Below are 20,146 nucleotides of genomic sequence, written 5' to 3'. Positions count from 1 at the left end.
ATACAAAATTATTTGCCCTCAAATAATTTTGTACGCTTTTCGATTAATAGCAGAAAAAATGAAGATAAAACCTTTCAATACAAAAAAACAGATCCGAATCAATCAGGATCTGCTTTTTCATTACCAACAAATTATACTGTTGCTGGCTCAGGCCGTTTTATTTTGCCGCGCATAAATATAGGGCGGGATAAAACCCTCCCGGCACGTATCCAGATAATCCGACCACCACTGCATCATGGCTTTACGGGCGTCGAGGTGCTCGGCGCGGTGAATATACGCCGCCCGCACACTGTTGCGCTCCTGATGGCTCATTTGCCGCTCCACCGCATCCCGCGACCAGAGTTCAGACTCGACTAACGCGCTACAAGCCATTGCCCGAAAGCCGTGACCGCAAACATCCGCCTGCGTGTCGTATCCCATCAGACGTAGCGCTTTGTTGATGGTATTTTCACACATCGGCTTATACGGGTTGTGATCACCGGGGAATACCAGTTCCAGATGCCCGGAAATCTCCCTGATCCGTTTCAAGATGTCGATGGTCTGACGCGAAAGCGGCACAATATGCGGCGTGCGCATTTTTGCGCCACGCCCGGAATAGCGTACTTTGTCTATTTCCTCGCGGGTGGCGGGAAGCGTCCAGATTTTGTTTTTGAAATCAATCTCACCCCAGCGCGCAAAACGTAGTTCACTGGAGCGAATAAACAGGTGAAGGGTCAGTTCAACCGCCAGTCGCGTGATCTCCCGGCCTTTTGTGTAGCCGTCGATGCGCGCCAGCAGTTCCGGCAGACGTTCCGGCGGTAACGCGGGGTAGTGCTTCCTGACAGGTGCCGCAGTAACACCTTCCAGATATTGCGCCGGGTTACTTTCCGTCAGCCCCTGCTGCACGGCGTAGCGCATGATGTTGTTCAGGTGCTGCCGGGTACGGGACGCAACTTCCAGCAGCCCCTTTTCTTCAATCCCTTTCAGTAAAGCGGTGAAGTGCGGCGTTTTGAGGTCAGTGACCCGCATATTCCCAATCACCGGGAAGATGTGATTACTCATACTGGCAAGAATGCGACTGGCATGATGTTCAGACCATTTCTTATTGGCCTTATGCCAGCCGAGCGCCACGGCCTTAAAACATTTCTCCGGCGAACTGGCGGCTTTCTCTTCCATGCGCTGTTGCACCGGATTGATATTCTGCGCCAGTTGCTTACGAAATACGTCACGCTGCTGACGAGCATCGGCAAGAGAAACCAGCGGATAAGCGCCTAAACCGATGCGCGATTCTTTACCGTTGAAGCGATATTTGAGATACCAGATGCGTGAACCGCCAGGATTAACCAGCAGATAGAGACCATGCGAATCTGACACTTTGAAAGGTTTAGCCGAGGGTTTTAAGTTACGGATTCTAGAATCGTTTAAAGACATTTGGGGGTCACTCCACAATCGAACCAAACTGACCCCAGATCTGACCACCAAATTTCTCGGATGCGGAGAGAAAACCAGATACGCATCGGAAAGGTTTTTATGCTAACTTACTGAATCTAAAACGTATTTTGACGTATAAGGAAGCATAAAAACAAGAAATTGGCTCCTCTGACTGGACTCGAACCAGTGACATACGGATTAACAGTCCGCCGTTCTACCGACTGAACTACAGAGGAATCGTTGTGGAGGCTTATCTTAGCGGCGAAAAATCTTTTGTCAAACCCCATTTCAGACATGCACGGTTAATTGGCGCTTCTCTCAACAATTTGTTGCAATTGCGGAGATTTAATCGGCAAAAAACTTTGCAGCTTTTCCGTTTCTCCCTCATCATTTGAAATGAGGTTTCAACTTTCTTCTCTAAGGTCCATTTTGAACGTCTCCGCTGCCCTACGTCAGGCCGTCACCCGCACGCCCTGGTATGCCAAACGCAAGAGCTATAAGGTACTTTTCTGGCGCGAAATTACCCCACTTGCTGTCCCTATTTTTCTGGAGAATACCTGCGTTTTGCTGATGGGCGTACTCAGTACGTTTCTGGTCAGTTGGTTGGGTAAAGAAGCGATGGCGGGCGTCGGTCTCGCTGACAGCTTCAACATGGTAATTATGGCTTTTTTTGCCGCTATCGATCTGGGGACGACGGTGGTGGTGGCCTTTAGCCTCGGTAAACGTGACCGCCGACGCGCCCGTGCTGCGGCCCGGCAATCTCTGGTGATTATGACGCTGTTTGCCGTGATCCTGGCGGCGGTGATTCATTACTTTGGCGCGCAGATTATCAATGTAGTGGCAGGCGAAGCGACAGCGGAAGTGAAGGCGCTGGCGCTGACTTACCTGGAATTAACGGTTCTTAGTTATCCTGCCGCCGCGATTGCTCTGATTGGTAGCGGCGCGTTGCGCGGCGCGGGCAATACGAAAATTCCGCTGCTGATAAATGGTGGGATGAATATCCTTAATATCATTATCAGTAGCATCCTGATTTACGGAGTTTTTTCCTGGCAAGGGCTCGGCTTTGTCGGCGCAGGACTGGGCCTGACTATTTCGCGCTATATCGGCGCGGTTGCCATTATCTGGGTGCTGATGATTGGCTTTAACCCGGCGCTGCGCATTCCGCTGAAAAGTTATTTTAAACCGCTGAACTTCGCCATTATCTGGGAAGTGATGGGGATTGGTATCCCGGCCAGCATTGAATCGGTACTGTTCAACGGCGGCAAGTTATTAACGCAGATGTTTGTCGCCGGGATGGGCACCAGCGTCATTGCCGGTAATTTCATCGCATTCTCCATTGCCGCGCTAATTAACCTGCCAGGAAACGCGCTGGGGTCGGCATCCACCATTATTACCGGAAGACGTCTTGGAAACGGACAGATTGCCCAGGCAGAGATTCAATTACGCCACGTGTTCTGGCTTTCCACGATTGGCCTGACCGCCATCGCCTGGCTGAGCGCGCCGTTTGCCGGGCTGATGGCATCGTTTTACACCCGCGATCAGGAGGTAAAAGACGTGGTTGTCATCCTGATTTGGCTCAACGCGGCGTTTATGCCGATCTGGGCTGCATCCTGGGTTTTACCTTCAGGGTTTAAAGGCGCGCGCGATGCACGTTTTGCCATGTGGGTATCGATGCTGGGAATGTGGGGCTGTCGAGTGGTTGCTGGTTATACGCTGGGGATTGTACTTGGCTGGGGTGTTGTCGGGGTCTGGATGGGAATGTTCTTCGACTGGGCGGTACGTGCAGCGCTGTTTTACTGGCGTATGGTTAGCGGACGTTGGCTATGGAAATACCCGCGCCCGGTACATCAAAAGCTGACAAAATCACCCGTTGCGTCTGAATAAACAACGAAATGAGGAATATTTCGACAAACGATCGCGATGGTGCATTCAGGCTTTGACAACGGCAGTGGGCGTCGCTAATATGCGCCCCGTTCACACGATTCCTCTGTAGTTCAGTCGGTAGAACGGCGGACTGTTAATCCGTATGTCACTGGTTCGAGTCCAGTCAGAGGAGCCAAATTTAAAAAGCCCGCTTTTTAGCGGGCTTTTTGCTTTCTGCCTCTGGTTCTTCTTAACGGAATGGTGGCTCGTTGAAGGTGCGCAGTTTGCGGGAGTGCAGACGGTCGCCTTCAGCACGCAGCAGGTCAATGGCGCGAATACCAATCTGCAGGTGTTCGGAAATGGCCCCCTCGTAGAAACGGTTTGCCTGACCGGGCAGTTTGATCTCACCGTGCAGCGGTTTATCCGAAACGCACAACAAGGTGCCATAGGGCACTCGGAATCGGTAACCTTGTGCGGCGATGGTGGCGCTTTCCATATCAATTGCCACGGCGCGACTCAGGTTAAAACGTAGCGCTGAGGCGGAGTAGCGCAATTCCCAGTTGCGATCGGAAGTGGTCACCACCGTTCCGGTACGCAGACGCTGTTTGACTTCTTCACCGGGCATGCCGCTGACCATCTTCGTCGCGTCATACAGGGCGCGCTGTACCTCTGCAATGCTAGGAATCGGGATATCCGGCGGCAGTACCGCATCCAGCACCTGATCATCTCGCAGATAGGCATGAGCAAGTACATAATCGCCAATCGCCTGGCTTTCACGCAGGCCGCCGCAGTGACCAATCATCAACCAGACATCAGGGCGCAGAACCGCCAGATGGTCGCAAATTGTTTTGGCGTTAGACGGGCCTACGCCAATATTTACCAGCGTGATCCCCTGACCGTCGGCAGTGATCAGATGCCAGGCGGGCATCTGGTGTTTCTTCCAGGCCAGATCGGAAATGGCTTCTTCGGGCGCTTCCGTTTCAGCGGTGATCCAGATGCCTCCGGCGCAGGAAAGCGCAATATATGGGCTGTCCGGATCGAGAATTTGACTGCATCCCCAGCGCACAAACTCATCCACATAGCGGGTGTAGTTGGTGAACAACACGAACGGCTGAAAATGTTCCACCGGCGTGCCGGTATAGTGACGTAACCGGGCGAGTGAGAAATCGACCCGTCGTGCGTCAAAGTGCGACAGGGGAGAATACTCGACGGGATGATAGATGCCATCTGCGGTTTCATCACCAATTTGCGCCAGTTCGGTGGTTGGGAAATGGCGGGTTAGCCCAGCGCTCATTGAGCGGTCAAGTGTGAGCTCAGAACCGTCAATCACGTACGGATAGGGGATCTCATGCTGTGATGGCTCGACGGTGATCTGCGCGTCGTAGTCCTGATACAACAGCGTGAGCTGTTCTTCCAGATAGGGGCGGAACAGTCCCGGACGAGTGATGGTCGTGGTATAGCAACCTGCATGAGTAAAACGCCCATAAGCACGGGTTTTCGGGGGATTGGTGGCATTGCCATCCCAGGTAACAGAAAGCGATGGATAAACAAAAAGACCTTTACTCGGGGCGGTGAGATCGGGAAGTTCCCCCGTTTCAATGTACTTGCCAATGGCACTGCGTAGCGCCTGAACCGACTGCTCGTAGAGTGCATCAAGTTTTTCCAGCGCTTGTGCAGGCGTCAGGCTGGAGCCCTTACTCTTCATCTGTGTCTCCTTGTTCTACAGGTGTACTGCTCACCCGATAGTATGTCACCGGAATGTGAAACAAAAGTCAGAGTTTTAGAGAAGAGGCGAGAGCCGAATGGCCCTCGCAGAGAACTCAGGCGTGTTGCTTATCTTTCATCAGCAATGCGGTGGCGGCCGAAATCAGGCAGCCTGCCAGCAGGTAGATAGCCACGCTGTGCCAGTCGCCACCGGAGAAGGTAACCAGCGCCGCGGCGATGAAGGGGGTGAATCCGCCGCCCACCACGCTGGCAACCTGATAACCCACGCCAGCCCCACTGTAGCGATATCCTGCACCGAACATGCCGGTGAACATCGGTTGCTGCACACAGACCACCATGTCATGAGCAATGTTAGCAAGCATGATCGAGAAGAACACAATCCAGAAAATCGACTGTGATTCGAGAGCCATAAAGAACGGAAATGCGCTTAGCGTGCCAATCAACGCACCGGTAATATAGACGCGCCGACGGCCAAAGCGGTCTGCCAGCCAGGCAAAGCAGGGGATGGTCAGGCAGCTTAACCCACCGACCAACAGGCCGATATTCAGAAAGAGCTCACGCGGCAGGCCGAGGTTTTGCGTCGAGTAATTCAGGGCGAATGCGGTAACGATGTACATAGTCAGCAGTTCGCACAGACGGAGCGCAATAATCTTTAAAAAGGCACCCGGATGGCGTACGAGCGCTTCCATCACCGGCAGGCGCTTTTTCTCTTCAGGCGCCTGCTGTTTCTGCTGTTCAAATTCTGCTGACTCTTCCATCCCGTTTCGCACCCATAACGCACCAAGCACCAGGACGATGCTGAACAGGAACGGAATACGCCAGCCCCAGCTCAGGAACTGCTCGTCGTTCGTCAGATAACTGATCAATGACACAAGACCTGTGGAAAGCAGCAGACCGACGCCGTAGCCCACTTGTACACCACTGCTATAGAACGCTTTTTTGTTTTCTGGCGCGCTTTCTACGGAGAGTAATGCGGCACCGCCCCATTCACCGCCGACCGCAAATCCCTGAATCGCGCGCAGCAGTACTAACAGTACCGGCGCCCACCAACCAATAGCGGCGAATGAAGGAAGAATGCCAATCAATGCTGTGGCAATACCCATCATCCAGACGGTGAGCATCAGCATCCGCTTACGGCCTAAGCGATCGCCGAAGTGGCCGAAGATCACGCCGCCCAGCGGACGGAACAGGAAACCGACACCAAAGGTGGCAAATGCGGCAAGCGTACCCATTGCCGGGCTGACCTGCGGGAAAAACTCACGGTTAAAGACCAGTGCGGCGGTAATGCCATAAAGCAGAAAATCGTACCAGTCGACGACGGCACCGGCAAAGCTGCACAGCGCGGCACGTCTGGCGCGATTAAGCGATGGGGTTTCCTCTACGGAGGGGGTGGAGATGAGAGTGGAATCCATAGTAATCCTGTCTGTACTGATTTTATTATTAGTATGGGAATAAGAGTCACACACATTGCGGCCAACCTATAAGTGGTTGTTATGAGACTACCGCGACAGACAGGAAGAGAAAACGATTTTTAATCCACAAAGAGCAGAACAGGAAAATGAAGCGGATATGGCGTCCGAAAAAGCAAAAAGCCCGCTAAAAAGCGGGCTCTTCAAAATTTGGCTCCTCTGACTGGACTCGAACCAGTGACATACGGATTAACAGTCCGCCGTTCTACCGACTGAACTACAGAGGAATCGTGTGAACGAGGCGCATATTAGCGACGACGATTAGGGTTGTCAAAGGGGGAAATGCGATTGTGCGTCTGTTTGCTGACAAAACCAGCAAAGCGGTGAACTTTCGGTCTCCGGTGGGCTTTGCCCCATTCTGGTGCGTGTCTACCCCGGATGGGGCAGATCGGAAACCGCTGACGAGAATCGATATTACCGATAACAATCATAAATGCTTATTTTACGGCGATTTAACACCAATTCCTCCTCTTATCCGAAACTGGCAAGCATCTTGCAATTCTCTCCTGACAACACTGCCAGCATGGGTTCTGGCATTCCGGACAGGAGGCAAAATGAACTTCAGACGATTGAAATATTTCGTGAAAATTGTCGATATTGGTAGCCTGACACAGGCCGCTGAAGTATTGCATATCGCACAGCCCGCGCTGAGTCAGCAGGTTGCCACTCTGGAAGGCGAGCTCAATCAGCAATTGCTCATTCGCACTAAACGAGGGGTGACGCCGACTGAAGCGGGAAAAATCCTCTACACCCATGCGCGGACGATCCTTCGTCAGTGTGAACAGGCGCAGTTAGCTGTCTGTAATGTTGGGCAAACCTTAACGGGACAGGTGTCGATCGGTCTTGCACCGGGCACTGCTGCGTCGTCGGTCACCATGCCGCTGCTACAGGCGGTGCGCGCAGAACTGCCCGAGGTACTGGTGTATCTGCATGAAAACAGTGGGGCCGTACTGAACGATAAATTGTTGAGTGGTCACCTGGATATGGCGGTGCTCTACGAGCGTTCTCCGCAGGCAGGCATTACCAGCCAACCTCTGCTCAAAGAAGACCTCTTCCTTGTTGGTACCCGCGATTGCCCTGGGCAGAGCGTAGACCTTACCGCTGTTGCACAGATGAATCTTTTTCTCCCTCGTGACTACAGCGCAGTCCGGTTGCGGGTTGATGAAGCCTTCTCACTGCGTCGTTTAACGGCGAAAGTCATCGGCGAGATTGAGTCGATAGCCACGCTGACCGCCGCGATTGCCAGCGGCATGGGCGTGACGGTGCTACCGGAATCCGCCGCGCGTTCTCTGTGTGGTGCGGCAAATGGCTGGATGGCACGCATTACTTCGCCGTCGATGAATCTGTCGCTGTCGCTGAATATGTCAGCAAGAGGGAGTTTGTCACCGCAGGCACAGGCGGTGAAAGAGATCCTGATGTCGCTGGTGAGCAGTCCGGCACTGGATAACCGCGAGTTGCAGTTGGTCAGCTAAACGTTATTCCATGACGGAATAAGATGCAGGTTTTTATTATTTGTTATGCCGGACATCTGACTTTAACAATAGCGGCATGTCTGATGTATCCGGAGCAACAAGTGAATTTCCAGCAGCTAAAAATTATCCGTGAGGCAGCCCGTCAGGATTACAACCTGACGGAAGTCGCCAATATGCTCTTTACCTCACAGTCAGGGGTGAGTCGGCATATTCGCGAGTTAGAAGATGAGCTTGGGATCGAGATATTTATCCGTCGGGGCAAGCGTCTGCTTGGCATGACCGAGCCAGGTAAGGCGTTATTGGTTATCGCCGAGCGCATTTTAAATGAAGCCAGTAACGTACGCCGACTGGCGGATTTGTTCACTAATGACACCTCGGGCGTGTTAACTATCGCCACGACGCATACGCAAGCGCGATACAGTCTGCCGGGGGTGATCAAAGCCTTCCGCGAATTATTCCCGGAAGTTCGTCTGGAATTAATTCAGGGAACGCCGCAGGAAATAGAGACGTTATTACAAAATGGCGGGGCGGATATTGGTATTGCCAGTGAACGGCTGAGCAACGATCCTCTTTTGGTTGCTTTCCCCTGGTTTCGCTGGCATCACAGCCTGTTAGTGCCGAATAATCATCCGTTGACCCTGGTTTCGCCGCTCACGCTGGAGTCGATCGCCCACTGGCCGCTGATCACTTATCGGCAAGGGATCACCGGGCGTTCCCGCATTGATGAAGCTTTTGCCCGTAAAGGTCTGCTGCCGGATATAGTTCTCAGCGCGCAGGATTCCGATGTGATTAAAACCTATGTCGCGTTAGGACTGGGGATTGGTCTGGTGGCGGAACAGTCCAGCGGTGAACAGGAAGAGGGGGCGTTGACGCGTCTGGATACCCGGCATCTGTTTGACGCCAATACTGTCTGGCTAGGACTGAAGCGCGGGCAACTCCAGCGCAACTACGTCTGGCGATTTATCGAACTGTGTAATGCGGGATTGTCCGTGGAGGATATCAAGCGGCAGGTGATGGAGCCTGATGACGTGGCGATTGATTATCAGATATAAAGCAAAAAGCCCGCTAAAAAGCGGGCTTTTTAAATTTGGCTCCTCTGACTGGACTCGAACCAGTGACATACGGATTAACAGTCCGCCGTTCTACCGACTGAACTACAGAGGAATCGTGTGAACGAGGCGGATAATACTGACCTCGCTACGGCGTGTCAACAGTAAAATTAGCACGCTTTTTCAAGTGGTTAATTAATCCCCAAAATGGAGGATCAGTGAACCTGCGCAGGGTCAAATGGGTCATCGTCTTCGTTATCACGAAGGCGTTGCAGAGGGTCCTGCTGATAGAACTGGCAGAAACGTTGCCACAGCGCGGGGAACCGTGGCGCAAAGAGTTCCGGGGCGCTGAAGAAATATTCTGACAGGACCGCAAAACATTCCGCCGGATCGCTCGCCGCATAGGCATCAATGCTCGATGCCGTTTCACCCACCAGATCAATTTCATCCTGAATATTGTTCATTGCGGCGTGCAGGTCGTGCTCCCAACTGGCGACTTCCCGCAGAGGAATCAGCGGGATACCGCTGGCGCGATCGCCATTGCGCATGTCCAGCTTATGGGCAACTTCATGAATAATCAGGTTAAACCCGGAGGCGTCGAAGGAGTCCTGAATATCCAGCCAGTTCAGGATGATTGGTCCTTGCTGCCAGCTTTGTCCGGACTGAACAACGCGCTGGTTGTGGACCAGACCAATATCATCTTCCCATTCGTCATCGACGACAAAGGGCGCAGGGTAGATCAGCACTTCATGGAAGCCATCCAGCCATTCGATACCCAGTTCCAGAACCGGCAGACAGAAAAGCAGGGCGATGCGCGCGCTTTTCAGCGAGTCGAGTTCGAAACCCTGAAGGGCGACCAGCCTTTTTTGTTGCAGGAATCGCTCTGCCAGCGCAATGAGTCTGGCTTGTTCTTGCGCGGTCAGGGTCACAAGCAGGGGGATTGCAAGGGCTTCCTCCCACTGAGCAGACTCATTTTGTGCGGTGTCTTGTGCTTTCCAGGGCCACTTAATCATCGATTTGCTCGCAAACTCGTCACTTGAACAAAATTGAAGGGACAGGGTCTGTTAAAATGCCAAATTACCTGGCATGATGGCAACCATCAAAACGGAGAGATGCCGGAGCGGCTGAACGGACCGGTCTCGAAAACCGGAGTAGGGGCAACTCTACCGGGGGTTCAAATCCCCCTCTCTCCGCCACTATTCAAGCACTTACCCTTCCTGTTGTCAGTGACACACATCCCGTTGAGAAAAAATGAGAAAAACAGATGAGAAAACTCATGTCTGTTTTGATTGTGAATCATAAACATTTGCCGATCTCTATGAGAATCTTCTTTCTTTCACCGTCTCGTCTAAGACATGCTATCATCCCTCAAAATTAAGAAAATTTATAAGTAAGAGGGCTTATGTTAGAGGCTTTCCAGGAGGCTGCTTTTAATCAAGTAGCTGAAGAGATCAAACATAAATATCCTGATAACACCCTGGTACTTACGTATGCACATCCACCTGTTATTGAAGATTTCATGATTCTAAACAGGGCGGGAAAACTGAAATGGGATCCGTGGTTGAAAAATCAGCCTTTTTTTCAACCTGAACATACACATCCTATCAGGTTAGCTGTTTACTATCGCCGTACGCCTCTAGGGTATGCTTTTGGCAATTTCAGTGCAGAACGACAATCACTTGAAATTTGCTGGATAGAGAAACGTCTTGATGCACATGACGACATGGATCATCAGATGTTACCAATAGCGTTATCGTGCTTCTCTGCGTACGGCATGTTGCTCAGAAAGCAAGGACACGAGATTAACAAGATTGCGATGGTCAGTCCGACTGAAGACGTTAGAGCTTACTACTATAAGCATGCAAAGTTCAGATACATCCCAGATTATGACGGGGCTATTTGTGCTATGGTTCTTGATGAGTTAGTTGCGTAATCTGCTGTAAAGAACATTGTAAAATGCGCAAAAAAAGATTGATCCATGGTGGCAGGTGATGCAATGATGCGTTACCTTAAAGGTACACTTACAAAAACTATCTAGAAGCATTCCTTGATTACTACTTTCTTTTTTGATTTGCACTGAACTACAACGAGCGGGAAGGCATATGAAAAAAACCGAAATGACTGTAGCCGAAGCCAAAAGGCTTGTGGCTGAGATGTTTGCTAATGGCAAAAATCCTATGGAACAGTTCGGTATTACATGGGAAGAAGCCGAGACCATCGAGCGTAACAACCCAGGTCTAACCTTAAAATGCCCGGAAGAACCCTTAAAGCGTTACGCCTACTGATAATTTCATACTGATTTTAAAGCCCAGCAACGCTGGGCTTTTTGCTATTTATGTGTCTTAACATCCAGTGTTGGAGTTACTCTTATCTTCCTGTCGTAAACCAAAACTTGAGATTCAGTTTTATGCCCACTGAATTTCTGTTTATCTCGTCCCGTACCTTCGTAGTCAGAAATGCCTTTAGCCTTCAGATCATGAAATGTGCAATCCAGAGGCCTTCCGAGATAGTTCGCGGCCGCTGTTCTTGCTTTTCGCCATGCCTCGTTAAACCCTTTGTAAGAGTAACGCTCTCCATACATAGTTTTAATTACTGACCCCGTTTCCCCCCACGACCTGCAAATATCGACTGCCGCGCGCAGGCGATCAGTCCATGCTTTGATCTGCTTAACTCCCGTCTTGCCCTGCTGAATAAAAATTCCCTTATCCATTATCTGCGGCCAGTCCATTTTCAGTACATCGGATACCCTCGCTGCACACAAATAAGCTATTTCCATTGCGGCTTTAACCGGCTCACTGGCGTGTTTATAAATCGCCAGGTATTCTTCATCGGTGATGTAGCGATCACGCTGCGGTTTCGGGTACTTGTCTACACCTACACATGGATTACCAGGAACGAAGGTTGAATCGCCACGGGTTTAACAGACACCTCAGAGTCATTTAAGATGGCTTAAAGAGAGGTGCCCATGAGCGGTAAGCGTTATCCCGAAGAGTTTAAAATTGAAGCAGTCAAACAGGTTGTTGATCGCGGTTATTCTGTTGCCAGCGTTGCAACACGTCTCGATATCACCACCCACAGCCTTTACGCCTGGATAAAGAAGTACGGTCCAGATTCTTCCACTAATAAAGAAGAGTCAGATGCTCAGGCCGAGATCCGCCGTCTCCAGAAAGAGCTGAAGCGGGTTACCGACGAACGGGACATATTAAAAAAAGCCGCTGTAGATTCAATTGGTCAACGCAACAGTTATGTGAAAACATGGGGTTGCGGAGGTTTTTTGAATGAGACGAACATTTACAGCAGAGGAAAAAGCCTCTGTTTTTGAACTATGGAAGAACGGAACAGGCTTCAGTGAAATAGCGAATATCCTGGGTTCAAAACCCGGAACGATCTTCACTATGTTAAGGGATACTGGCGGCATAAAACCCCATGAGCGTAAGCGGGCTGTAGCTCACCTGACACTGTCTGAGCGCGAGGAGATACGAGCTGGTTTGTCAGCCAAAATGAGCATTCGTGCGATAGCTACTGCGCTGAATCGCAGTCCTTCGACGATCTCACGTGAAGTTCAGCGTAATCGGGGCAGACGCTATTACAAAGCTGTTGATGCTAATAACCGAGCCAACAGAATGGCGAAAAGGCCAAAACCGTGCTTACTGGATCAAAATTTACCATTGCGAAAGCTTGTTCTGGAAAAGCTGGAGATGAAATGGTCTCCAGAGCAAATATCAGGATGGTTAAGGCGAACAAAACCACGTCAAAAAACGCTGCGAATATCACCTGAGACAATTTATAAAACGCTGTACTTTCGTAGCCGTGAAGCGCTACACCACCTGAATATACAGCATCTGCGACGGTCGCATAGCCTTCGCCATGGCAGGCGTCATACCCGCAAAGGCGAAAGAGGTACGATTAACATAGTGAACGGAACACCAATTCACGAACGTTCCCGAAATATCGATAACAGACGCTCTCTGGGGCATTGGGAGGGCGATTTAGTCTCAGGTACAAAAAACTCTCATATAGCCACACTTGTAGACCGAAAATCACGTTATACGATCATCCTCAGACTCAGGGGCAAAGATTCTGTCTCAGTAAATCAGGCTCTTACCGACAAATTCCTGAGTTTACCGTCAGAACTCAGAAAATCACTGACATGGGACAGAGGAATGGAACTGGCCAGACATCTAGAATTTACTGTCAGCACCGGCGTTAAAGTTTACTTCTGCGATCCTCAGAGTCCTTGGCAGCGGGGAACAAATGAGAACACAAATGGGCTAATTCGGCAGTACTTTCCTAAAAAGACATGTCTTGCCCAATATACTCAACATGAACTAGATCTGGTTGCTGCTCAGCTAAACAACAGACCGAGAAAGACACTGAAGTTCAAAACACCGAAAGAGATAATTGAAAGGGGTGTTGCATTGACAGATTGAATCTACAGCGGCGTACTTCGCAAAGCTGTCCGACTGAGGTACGCCTTTATCCGTGACAACACCTGTTGCTGGCCTGTTCGCCTGCTCTGTCGGGTGCTGGATGTTCATCCCAGTGGTTTTTACGCCTGGCTTCAGCAGCCGCATTCACAACGCCATCAGGCAGACCTGAGGCTGACAGGGCAGATTAAACAGTTCTGGCTGGAATCGGGATGCGTCTATGGTTATCGCAAAATCCATTTGGATCTGCGGGACAGCGGGCAACAGTGCGGAGTGAACAGAGTCTGGCGACTGATGAAACGTGTCGGGATAAAGGCTCAGGTCGGATACCGGAGCCCGCGGGCACGTAAAGGCGAGGCCAGTATCGTGTCGCCCAACAGGCTCCAGCGACAGTTCAATCCGGATGCTCCGGATGAGAGTTGGGTAACGGACATAACCTACAGTGTGCCCGGAGTTCAGGGCGGGCATGGATGCTTAAATGAACCGCGAGTCTGTCTGGAATATTGAACCGGTAACTCACGATGAGAAACCCAACAATCCCACCGGGTGTGACGGTGGAGAACCTGAGCGGCAGTGACCTGCGGCATGCCCGCAGGGTGATGTAACCCGCTGACAACGGGGATTGAGGCGAGATCACTAAGCCGAGATGATCCTCAAGGTTAAGTACTGAAAGGCTGAAGAACATGAACCCGTTAATCCGCCTCTGTGGGTTGAAAACGTCACCACGGCCTACGTGATCTGACAGGCCGTGCAGGAGGAACTGGCAGTGATACGTAAGCACTGCCGGTCGAAGGTGTTTTGACATGTATGCGAAACACCGGGGCAGCAGCGTCTATCACGCTTGCGTTGCTGACTTCTGCCAACTTGCGGCAAGCAAGGATAAAGAGTGCGACGGGCAGCCTCCTCAGTATGCCTGAGTCCAGGCAGGTAAACCGGGGAAGGTCAGCGACGGATGTTAAGGGGGCATGGCTCCGATGACGCGCTGGCTGGCGGAGCTTCCGTAGTAGTCCGCGATGGGGAAAGCCCATTACATGGCGAAGGGAAGCAGTTTGAATGTGTTTGCGACGTGAATTAACTGACCTAACGAGGTGAAGACCTTTGATAATCAGCGAAATGCAACGCAAGCTTGCCACATGGGCAGCCACCGATCCGTCCCTACGGATTCAACGGCTGCTGCGTCTGATAACACAACCAGAATGGCTGGCTGAAGCGGCGCGGATCACGCTTTCATCAAAGGGGGCGCATACCCCCGGCGTTGATGGCGTGAACAAAACAATGCTACAGGCCAGACTGGCTGTTGAGCTGCAAATCCTCAGGGATGAATTACTCTCAGGCCACTACCAGCCCTTGCCCGCCAGACGGGTTTACATCCCTAAAAGCAACGGCAAACTGCGACCACTGGGTATCCCCGCGTTGCGGGATCGTATTGTTCAGCGGGCCATGCTGATGGCGATGGAGCCGATATGGGAGAGTGATTTTCATACGCTCTCATATGGCTTCCGGCCTGAGCGCAGTGTCCACCACGCGATCCGCACGGTGAAATTACAGCTCACAGACTGCGGTGAAACCCGGGGACGCTGGGTGATTGAAGGCGACCTGTCCAGTTACTTCGACACCGTACATCATCGACTGCTGATGAAGGCTGTACGCCGCAGGATCAGTGACGCACGTTTCATGACTCTGCTGTGGAAAACCATCAAGGCGGGACATATCGATGTCGGTCTCTTTCGGGCGGCCAGTGAAGGTGTGCCACAGGGCGGTGTTATATCGCCGCTATTATCGAACATCATGCTGAATGAGTTCGATCAATACCTGCATGAGCGCTACCTGAGCGGGAAAGCCAGAAAAGATCGGTGGTACTGGAATAACAGTATCCAACGGGGCCGAAGTACGGCGGTCAGAGAAAACTGGCAGTGGAAACCCGCGGTGGCGTACTGCCGCTATGCCGATGATTTTGTCCTCATCGTCAAAGGCACCAAAGCACAGGCGGAAGCCATCAGGGAGGAGTGTCGGGGTGTGCTCGAAGGCAGTCTGAAACTCAGGCTGAACATGGATAAGACTAAAATCACCCATGTTAATGACGGCTTTATCTTTCTGGGGCACAGGATCATTCGCAAACGCAGTCGTTATGGCGAGATGCGAGTGGTCTCAACGATCCCGCAGGAGAAAGCCAGAAACTTCGCCGCATCGCTGACAGCACTGTTATCAGGCAACTACAGTGAAAGCAAAGTCGATATGGCTGAACAACTCAACCGAAAACTGAAAGGCTGGGCCATGTTCTATCAGTTCGTTGATTTTAAGGCCAAAGTCTTCAGTTATATCGACCGTGTCGTGTTCTGGAAGCTGGCTCACTGGCTGGCCCGCAAATACCGTACAGGTATCGCTTCCCTGATGAGGTGGTGGTGTAAATCACCGAAACCGGGTCAGAGCAAAACGTGGGTTTTATTTGGTAAAACCAATCACGGCAAGCTCAGCGGCGAAATACTGTACCGGTTGGTGGGGCAAGGCAAGAAGCTGTTCCGCTGGCGGCTACCCGAAGGTAATCCCTATCTGAGGACGGAGACCAGAAACACGTATACATCGCGCTTTACAGAAGTGGCAATGGCGTTCGCCAGCATTTAAATGGAGAGCCGGATGCGCTGAAAGGTGCACGTCCGGTTCGGGGAGGAGAGGCAGGGAAATAGTCCGACTACGCCCTGCCTCTTACTCTACTCAGGACCCACGAAGGCTGGCTGTATCTTGCCGTGGTTGTTGATCTGTTCTCACGCAAAATTATCGGCTGGTCCATACAATCCCGGATGACAAAGGACATTGTCCTGAACGCACTGCTGATGGCTGTATGGCGGCGTAATCCCCAAAAACAGGTGCTGGTTCATTCGGATCAGGGCAGTCAGTACACAAGCCATGAGTGGCAGTCGTTCCTGAAATCACACGGCCTGGAGGGCAGCATGAGCCGTCGCGGTAACTGCCATGATAATGCGGTTGCAGAAAGCTTTTTCCAGTTGTTGAAACGTGAACGGATAAAGAAAAAAATCTACGGAACGCGGGAAGAAGCCCGCAGCGATATTTTTGATTACATCGAAATGTTTTATAACAGTAAGCGTCGGCATGGTTCTAGCGAACAGATGTCACCGACAGAATATGAAAACCAGTATTATCAACGGCTCGGAAGTGTCTAGATTATCCGTGGCGATTCAGTGATCGATGCCAAGTTGCGCTATCCGAACACCGCTTTGCTCTACATTGAATTTGACTCCAGTCAGTTTAATGGCTCTATTCCGCAGATTTCCTGCGAGCCGCGCGGGCGCATAATTCGTGTTCCGGATAATTACAACCCCGAAACCCGGACCTATGGTGGTACATGGACCGGCGCGTTTAAATGGGCGTGGACAGACAACCCGGCCTGGATTTTTTACGATCTGGTTGTAACGGATAGGTTTGGTCTTGGTAATCGCCTGACGGCGGCAAACATCGATAAATGGACGTTGTACCAGGTTGCGCAGTATTGCGATCAGCCGGTGCCGGACGGTAAGGGTGGCAGTGGTACCGAGCCCCGTTATATCTGCAACGTCTACGTGCAGAACCGGAATGAGGCATACACCGTGCTGCGGGATTTCGCGGCCATATTCCGTGGCATGACTTACTGGGGTGGCAATCAGATAGTGGCGCTGGCGGACATGCCCCGCGATATCGATTACACCTATACACGCGCCAACGTAATTGACGGGCAGTTTGTCTATTCAAGCAGCACAACCAAGACCCGCTATACAACGGCGCTGGTCTCCTGGTCCGATCCGGATAATGCTTATGCGGATGCGATGGAGCCGGTGTTTGAACAGTCGCTGGTTGCCCGGTACGGCTTCAATCAGCTCGAGCTCACTGCAATCGGCTGCACCCGGCAATCGGAGGCAAACCGTAAGGGGCGGTGGGGGATCCTGACCAACAACAAAGATCGGGTAGTTACTTTCTCTGTTGGTCTGGACGGTAACATCCCGCAGCCGGGTTATGTCATTGCGGTCGCCGACGAAATGCTGTCGGGGAAAGTCACCGGCGGTCGTATCAGTTCGGTGAACGGCAGGGTTCTCACCCTGGATCGTGTGGCTGATATAGCTCCCGGTAATCGTCTTATTGTGAACCTGCCGTCCGGCGTGTCGCAGGCCAGAACAGTCCAGGCGGTGAACGGCAGGACCATTACAGTCACGACAGCTTACGGAGAAACACCGCAGGCCGAATGTGTATGGGTTGCTGAATCAGATGAGCTCTATGCGCAGCAGTACCGCGTTGTGAGTGTGGCCGATAATAACGATGGCACATTCACGATTTCCGGGGCTTCTCATGATCCGGATAAATATGCCCGCATTGATACTGGCGCCATCATTGATCAGCGGCCTGTCAGTGTCGTTCCTCCGGGTAATCAGCATGCGCCGGAAAACATCATTATCAGTTCGTTTTCCGTTGTTCAGCAGGGTATCAGCGTCGAGACGATGCGTGCCAGCTGGGACCAGGCACCCAATGCCATCGCTTATGAGGCACAGTGGCGCCGCAATGATGGCAACTGGGTAAACGTACCGCGCAGTTCCACCACGTCTTTCGATGTTACGGGGATTTATGCCGGGCGCTACCTGGTGCGTGTGCGTGCCATTAACGCCGCGGAGATCTCCTCCGGATGGGGTTACTCGGAAGAGAAAACACTGACGGGTAAGGTCGGTAACCCGCCGAAGCCGGTTGGTTTTATGGCAACGGGCATCAACTGGGGTATTCGTCTGAACTGGGGGTTCCCGGCAAACACTGCTGATACGCTGAAAACGGAGATTCAGTACACCGCGAACAGTGATTTTTCAGATCCGTTGTTGCTTTCTGATGTGCCTTATCCTTCATCGGAATACACACAACTCGGCTTGAGAGCGGGGCAGGAGTTCTGGTACCGCGCGCAACTGGTGGATAAGACCGGAAACGAATCGGGATATACCGACTGGATCCGCGGCATGTCCAACGATAACGCCGATGACTATCTCGGCGATATTGCGGATGGCTTCCTGACTTCCGAAGATGGCGATCGCCTGACCGGAGACATTGACACCAGTCTGGAAGCTGCACTGCAAAATACTCTGGCGAATCATTCAACCGTTGAGCATCAGTGGGCACAGTTTGGAGAGGTCCGTGCAGATATCCTGATTGTTAAAAAACCATCGCTGATGTTGATAAAGCGATGGCTGAACTGTCCACACAGGTTCAGGCGCAGATCGAGGATGTGACCGCCACGCTGGAGGACAAGCTCACTGCGGTAGTTGATGCGGACGGGGCGACAGCAATTCACACGCTGAAGGCTGGTGTGCGAATCAACGGCGTGATGTACAACGCCGGGATGTCGATTGCAGTGCTGGCGCAGGATGGTCAGCCCGTGATTACCCGTGTCGGTTTTAACGCCAACCAGTTTGTGCTGATGAGCGGCAGTGGAACGACTCAGTATTCACCATTTGCCGTTGTAAACGGTCAGGTGTTTATCAGTTCAGCGTTTATCCAGGACGGAACGATCACCAATGCCAAAATTGCGAACTATATCCGCTCGAATAATTTCCTCGCCGGAACACGTGGCTGGAATATAGATAAGAGTGGCGACTGTGAATTCCATGGAAAACTGTATGCGACCAGTGGCCAGTTTGCATTTAACGGTGTGAATAATACGGTCGTTATTAACGGCAATGGAATTACTGTCAATCTGTCTGGCGGTGGACGAGTCGTTGTCGGTAAATGGTAGGTGAATTATGCCAGAAGGTATTCTGATTGATTATAACGATGGTCGCCCGGTGATGGCGATTACAGCGGGGCTTCGTGCCCCGTCGTTTTGTACGAATTTCTCGGGGCGCGGCACAGCCGGTAATCAAATGATAATAAGCACCCCACTAACACCAGGGTCACAGGTGATTGTCGTACCAACGAAGCCGGCAGAAGTCCAGGAAATCATCGATAACCAGGTATTTCTTCAGATCCCCGTATCGATGGCGTCAGTTGCACGAAATGGGAATAGCGGAGTAATCATTAGCGGCGGTCCCCAGTTCGGATACAACCTGACTCCGCGGGACTGGAGCGGTACGGTTCTTGAGATATTGCCGGCAGGAACTTACAACACCGGCCTGCTGGTGGCTGACTCTACCGATTTCACCGCTATATCAAACAACGCTAAATTAATGACATGTGCGTGGGTTGGGCAGTGGGTTGTGAACGGGTCCCGCGCCCTTCCTGTAAGCGGGATACCCTTCGCCCGCTGGGATAACGGAGGTGTATCAGTAGGATTCGACGGCACCAATATTATCGTGCGGGATACTAATTACACCGGGTCTGATGACGTAACGGGGAGCGTTACATTAGACCTGGTTATATTCAACAATACCGCTCCGGTTGGTGGGGACGGTATCACCATGACCAACTCAGCGGGGCAGGTGACATTTTCCACACTTAAGCGTCCGTTTATTTACGAACGCCTTCTTACCGTGTCCGACAGTAACCAGACAGTCGGAACCAGCTTTACGCAATTATGTTTTGTCGGGTCAAATAGCCGCAAGATTGGTGACTACGATAATGTGCGCTTTAAGGGAATGATTCGGTCCGGGAGTAATATCCGCGCCGGGCTTAGTCGGGTTGTTGGTAATTATTACAACCAGGGCTTTAACAATAATTTTAACCAAAACATCGCAATGCCAATCCTTGTCCTTCCCCCAATGTATTGAGGA

Annotated in this window: 13 protein-coding genes, 5 tRNA genes and 5 pseudogenes; 15 read left to right on the top strand and 8 right to left on the bottom strand. The window is 51.7% G+C overall.

The features are described from left to right. Positions 1–147: 147 nt before the first annotated feature. Both C2U53_RS25815 and C2U53_RS25810 read right to left on the bottom strand, forming a co-directional pair. On the bottom strand, positions 148–1,410 hold the full coding sequence (locus C2U53_RS25815) for an integrase arm-type DNA-binding domain-containing protein (protein ID WP_043000263.1): 1,263 nt from the start codon (positions 1,408–1,410) through the stop codon (positions 148–150). Positions 1,411–1,570: 160 nt separating this feature from the next. After that, a tRNA-Asn gene (locus C2U53_RS25810) sits at positions 1,571–1,646 on the bottom strand. 6 nt (positions 1,647–1,652) lie between these two features. Between C2U53_RS25810 and C2U53_RS30810 the strand changes: the two genes are divergently transcribed. The 3 genes from C2U53_RS30810 to C2U53_RS25800 all read left to right on the top strand — a co-directional run bounded on the left by C2U53_RS30810 (position 1,653) and on the right by C2U53_RS25800 (position 3,469). Then, entirely contained in the window at positions 1,653–1,805 is a 153-nt protein-coding gene (locus tag C2U53_RS30810) for a DUF5951 family protein (protein ID WP_220132970.1), read from the top strand. A gap of 1 nt (position 1,806) precedes the next feature. Continuing rightward, entirely contained in the window at positions 1,807–3,294 is a 1,488-nt protein-coding gene (locus C2U53_RS25805; RefSeq protein ID WP_043000264.1) for an EmmdR/YeeO family multidrug/toxin efflux MATE transporter, read from the top strand. Between the two features lie 99 nt (positions 3,295–3,393). Next, positions 3,394–3,469 (top strand) — tRNA-Asn (locus tag C2U53_RS25800). A 54-nt stretch (positions 3,470–3,523) separates the two neighbouring features. Here C2U53_RS25800 and C2U53_RS25795 read toward each other — a convergent pair. The 3 genes from C2U53_RS25795 to C2U53_RS25785 form a co-directional block, all read right to left on the bottom strand. Beyond that, on the bottom strand, positions 3,524–4,978 hold the full coding sequence (locus C2U53_RS25795) for an AMP nucleosidase (RefSeq protein WP_104446676.1): 1,455 nt from the start codon (positions 4,976–4,978) through the stop codon (positions 3,524–3,526). Between the two features lie 115 nt (positions 4,979–5,093). After that, positions 5,094–6,410: a shikimate transporter gene (gene shiA / locus C2U53_RS25790; RefSeq protein ID WP_104446675.1), complete on the bottom strand. Its 1,317-nt coding sequence runs from the start codon at positions 6,408–6,410 to the stop codon at positions 5,094–5,096. A gap of 208 nt (positions 6,411–6,618) precedes the next feature. After that, positions 6,619–6,694 (bottom strand) — tRNA-Asn (locus C2U53_RS25785). A gap of 327 nt (positions 6,695–7,021) precedes the next feature. Here C2U53_RS25785 and nac point away from each other — a divergent pair. Both nac and cbl read left to right on the top strand, forming a co-directional pair. After that, positions 7,022–7,939, top strand: a complete 918-nt coding sequence (nac, locus tag C2U53_RS25780) for a nitrogen assimilation transcriptional regulator NAC (RefSeq protein WP_044266804.1) — start codon at positions 7,022–7,024, stop codon at positions 7,937–7,939. 101 nt (positions 7,940–8,040) lie between these two features. Next, positions 8,041–8,991, top strand: coding sequence for an HTH-type transcriptional regulator Cbl (cbl, locus tag C2U53_RS25775; RefSeq protein ID WP_043001894.1), 951 nt, complete (start codon positions 8,041–8,043; stop codon positions 8,989–8,991). A gap of 36 nt (positions 8,992–9,027) precedes the next feature. Here the strand turns inward: cbl and C2U53_RS25770 are convergent. Further along, positions 9,028–9,103: transfer RNA gene (locus C2U53_RS25770), tRNA-Asn, on the bottom strand. A 100-nt stretch (positions 9,104–9,203) separates the two neighbouring features. Next, complete coding sequence (gene mtfA / locus C2U53_RS25765; RefSeq protein ID WP_043000268.1) at positions 9,204–10,001, bottom strand: DgsA anti-repressor MtfA; 798 nt, start codon at positions 9,999–10,001, stop codon at positions 9,204–9,206. Positions 10,002–10,094: 93 nt separating this feature from the next. Between mtfA and C2U53_RS25760 the strand changes: the two genes are divergently transcribed. From C2U53_RS25760 to C2U53_RS25750, 3 genes are all read left to right on the top strand, one after another. Further along, positions 10,095–10,184, top strand: a tRNA-Ser gene (locus C2U53_RS25760). A 206-nt stretch (positions 10,185–10,390) separates the two neighbouring features. Further along, positions 10,391–10,921, top strand: a complete 531-nt coding sequence (locus C2U53_RS25755; RefSeq protein WP_104446674.1) for a hypothetical protein — start codon at positions 10,391–10,393, stop codon at positions 10,919–10,921. 169 nt (positions 10,922–11,090) lie between these two features. Then, the gene (locus C2U53_RS25750; RefSeq protein WP_104446673.1) at positions 11,091–11,273 is read left to right on the top strand and encodes a hypothetical protein; all 183 of its coding nucleotides are present in this window, start codon (positions 11,091–11,093) and stop codon (positions 11,271–11,273) included. A gap of 44 nt (positions 11,274–11,317) precedes the next feature. Here C2U53_RS25750 and C2U53_RS25745 read toward each other — a convergent pair. Further along, positions 11,318–11,887: pseudogene (locus tag C2U53_RS25745) on the bottom strand (tyrosine-type recombinase/integrase); the annotation flags it as partial. A gap of 66 nt (positions 11,888–11,953) precedes the next feature. On the opposite strand from C2U53_RS25745, the pseudogene C2U53_RS25740 reads away from it, so the two are divergent. The 7 genes and pseudogenes from C2U53_RS25740 to C2U53_RS25705 form a co-directional block, all read left to right on the top strand. Further along, positions 11,954–12,202, top strand: a pseudogene (locus C2U53_RS25740) (transposase); the annotation flags it as partial. Between the two features lie 64 nt (positions 12,203–12,266). Next, positions 12,267–13,418: an IS30-like element IS30 family transposase gene (locus C2U53_RS25735; protein ID WP_001254932.1), complete on the top strand. Its 1,152-nt coding sequence runs from the start codon at positions 12,267–12,269 to the stop codon at positions 13,416–13,418. 9 nt (positions 13,419–13,427) lie between these two features. Further along, positions 13,428–13,856 (top strand): annotated as a pseudogene (locus C2U53_RS25730) (IS3 family transposase); the annotation flags it as partial. Positions 13,857–14,528: 672 nt separating this feature from the next. Then, positions 14,529–16,037: a group II intron reverse transcriptase/maturase gene (gene ltrA / locus C2U53_RS25720; RefSeq protein WP_001189111.1), complete on the top strand. Its 1,509-nt coding sequence runs from the start codon at positions 14,529–14,531 to the stop codon at positions 16,035–16,037. 80 nt (positions 16,038–16,117) lie between these two features. Then, positions 16,118–16,594, top strand: a pseudogene (locus C2U53_RS25715) (IS3 family transposase); the annotation flags it as partial. Between the two features lie 18 nt (positions 16,595–16,612). Then, a pseudogene (locus C2U53_RS25710) lies at positions 16,613–19,173 on the top strand (host specificity protein J); the annotation flags it as partial. A 7-nt stretch (positions 19,174–19,180) separates the two neighbouring features. Next, positions 19,181–20,143, top strand: a complete 963-nt coding sequence (locus C2U53_RS25705) for a DUF6453 family protein (protein ID WP_104446671.1) — start codon at positions 19,181–19,183, stop codon at positions 20,141–20,143. The last annotated feature ends 3 nt before the right edge of the window (positions 20,144–20,146 follow it).

It is taken from the genome of Citrobacter sp. CFNIH10 (assembly GCF_002934585.1).
In the GTDB taxonomy this organism is placed as follows: domain Bacteria; phylum Pseudomonadota; class Gammaproteobacteria; order Enterobacterales; family Enterobacteriaceae; genus Citrobacter_A; species Citrobacter_A amalonaticus.
The sequence above is the reverse complement of the archived record's forward strand: the minus strand, read 5'-3'. Positions and strand labels throughout refer to the sequence as shown.

Bases quoted from the DNA above. Each gene is read 5' to 3' on its own strand.
- C2U53_RS25815 (WP_043000263.1), bottom strand. From the start codon at position 1,410: ATGTCTTTAAACGATTCTAGAATCCGTAACTTAAAACCCTCGGCTAAA.
- C2U53_RS25805 (WP_043000264.1), top strand. From the start codon at position 1,807: ATGAGGTTTCAACTTTCTTCTCTAAGGTCCATTTTGAACGTCTCCGCT.
- C2U53_RS25795 (WP_104446676.1), bottom strand. From the start codon at position 4,978: ATGAAGAGTAAGGGCTCCAGCCTGACGCCTGCACAAGCGCTGGAAAAA.
- shiA (WP_104446675.1), bottom strand. From the start codon at position 6,410: ATGGATTCCACTCTCATCTCCACCCCCTCCGTAGAGGAAACCCCATCG.
- nac (WP_044266804.1), top strand. From the start codon at position 7,022: ATGAACTTCAGACGATTGAAATATTTCGTGAAAATTGTCGATATTGGT.
- mtfA (WP_043000268.1), bottom strand. From the start codon at position 10,001: ATGATTAAGTGGCCCTGGAAAGCACAAGACACCGCACAAAATGAGTCT.
- C2U53_RS25755 (WP_104446674.1), top strand. From the start codon at position 10,391: ATGTTAGAGGCTTTCCAGGAGGCTGCTTTTAATCAAGTAGCTGAAGAG.
- C2U53_RS25750 (WP_104446673.1), top strand. From the start codon at position 11,091: ATGAAAAAAACCGAAATGACTGTAGCCGAAGCCAAAAGGCTTGTGGCT.
- C2U53_RS25735 (WP_001254932.1), top strand. From the start codon at position 12,267: ATGAGACGAACATTTACAGCAGAGGAAAAAGCCTCTGTTTTTGAACTA.
- ltrA (WP_001189111.1), top strand. From the start codon at position 14,529: ATGCAACGCAAGCTTGCCACATGGGCAGCCACCGATCCGTCCCTACGG.
- C2U53_RS25705 (WP_104446671.1), top strand. From the start codon at position 19,181: ATGCCAGAAGGTATTCTGATTGATTATAACGATGGTCGCCCGGTGATG.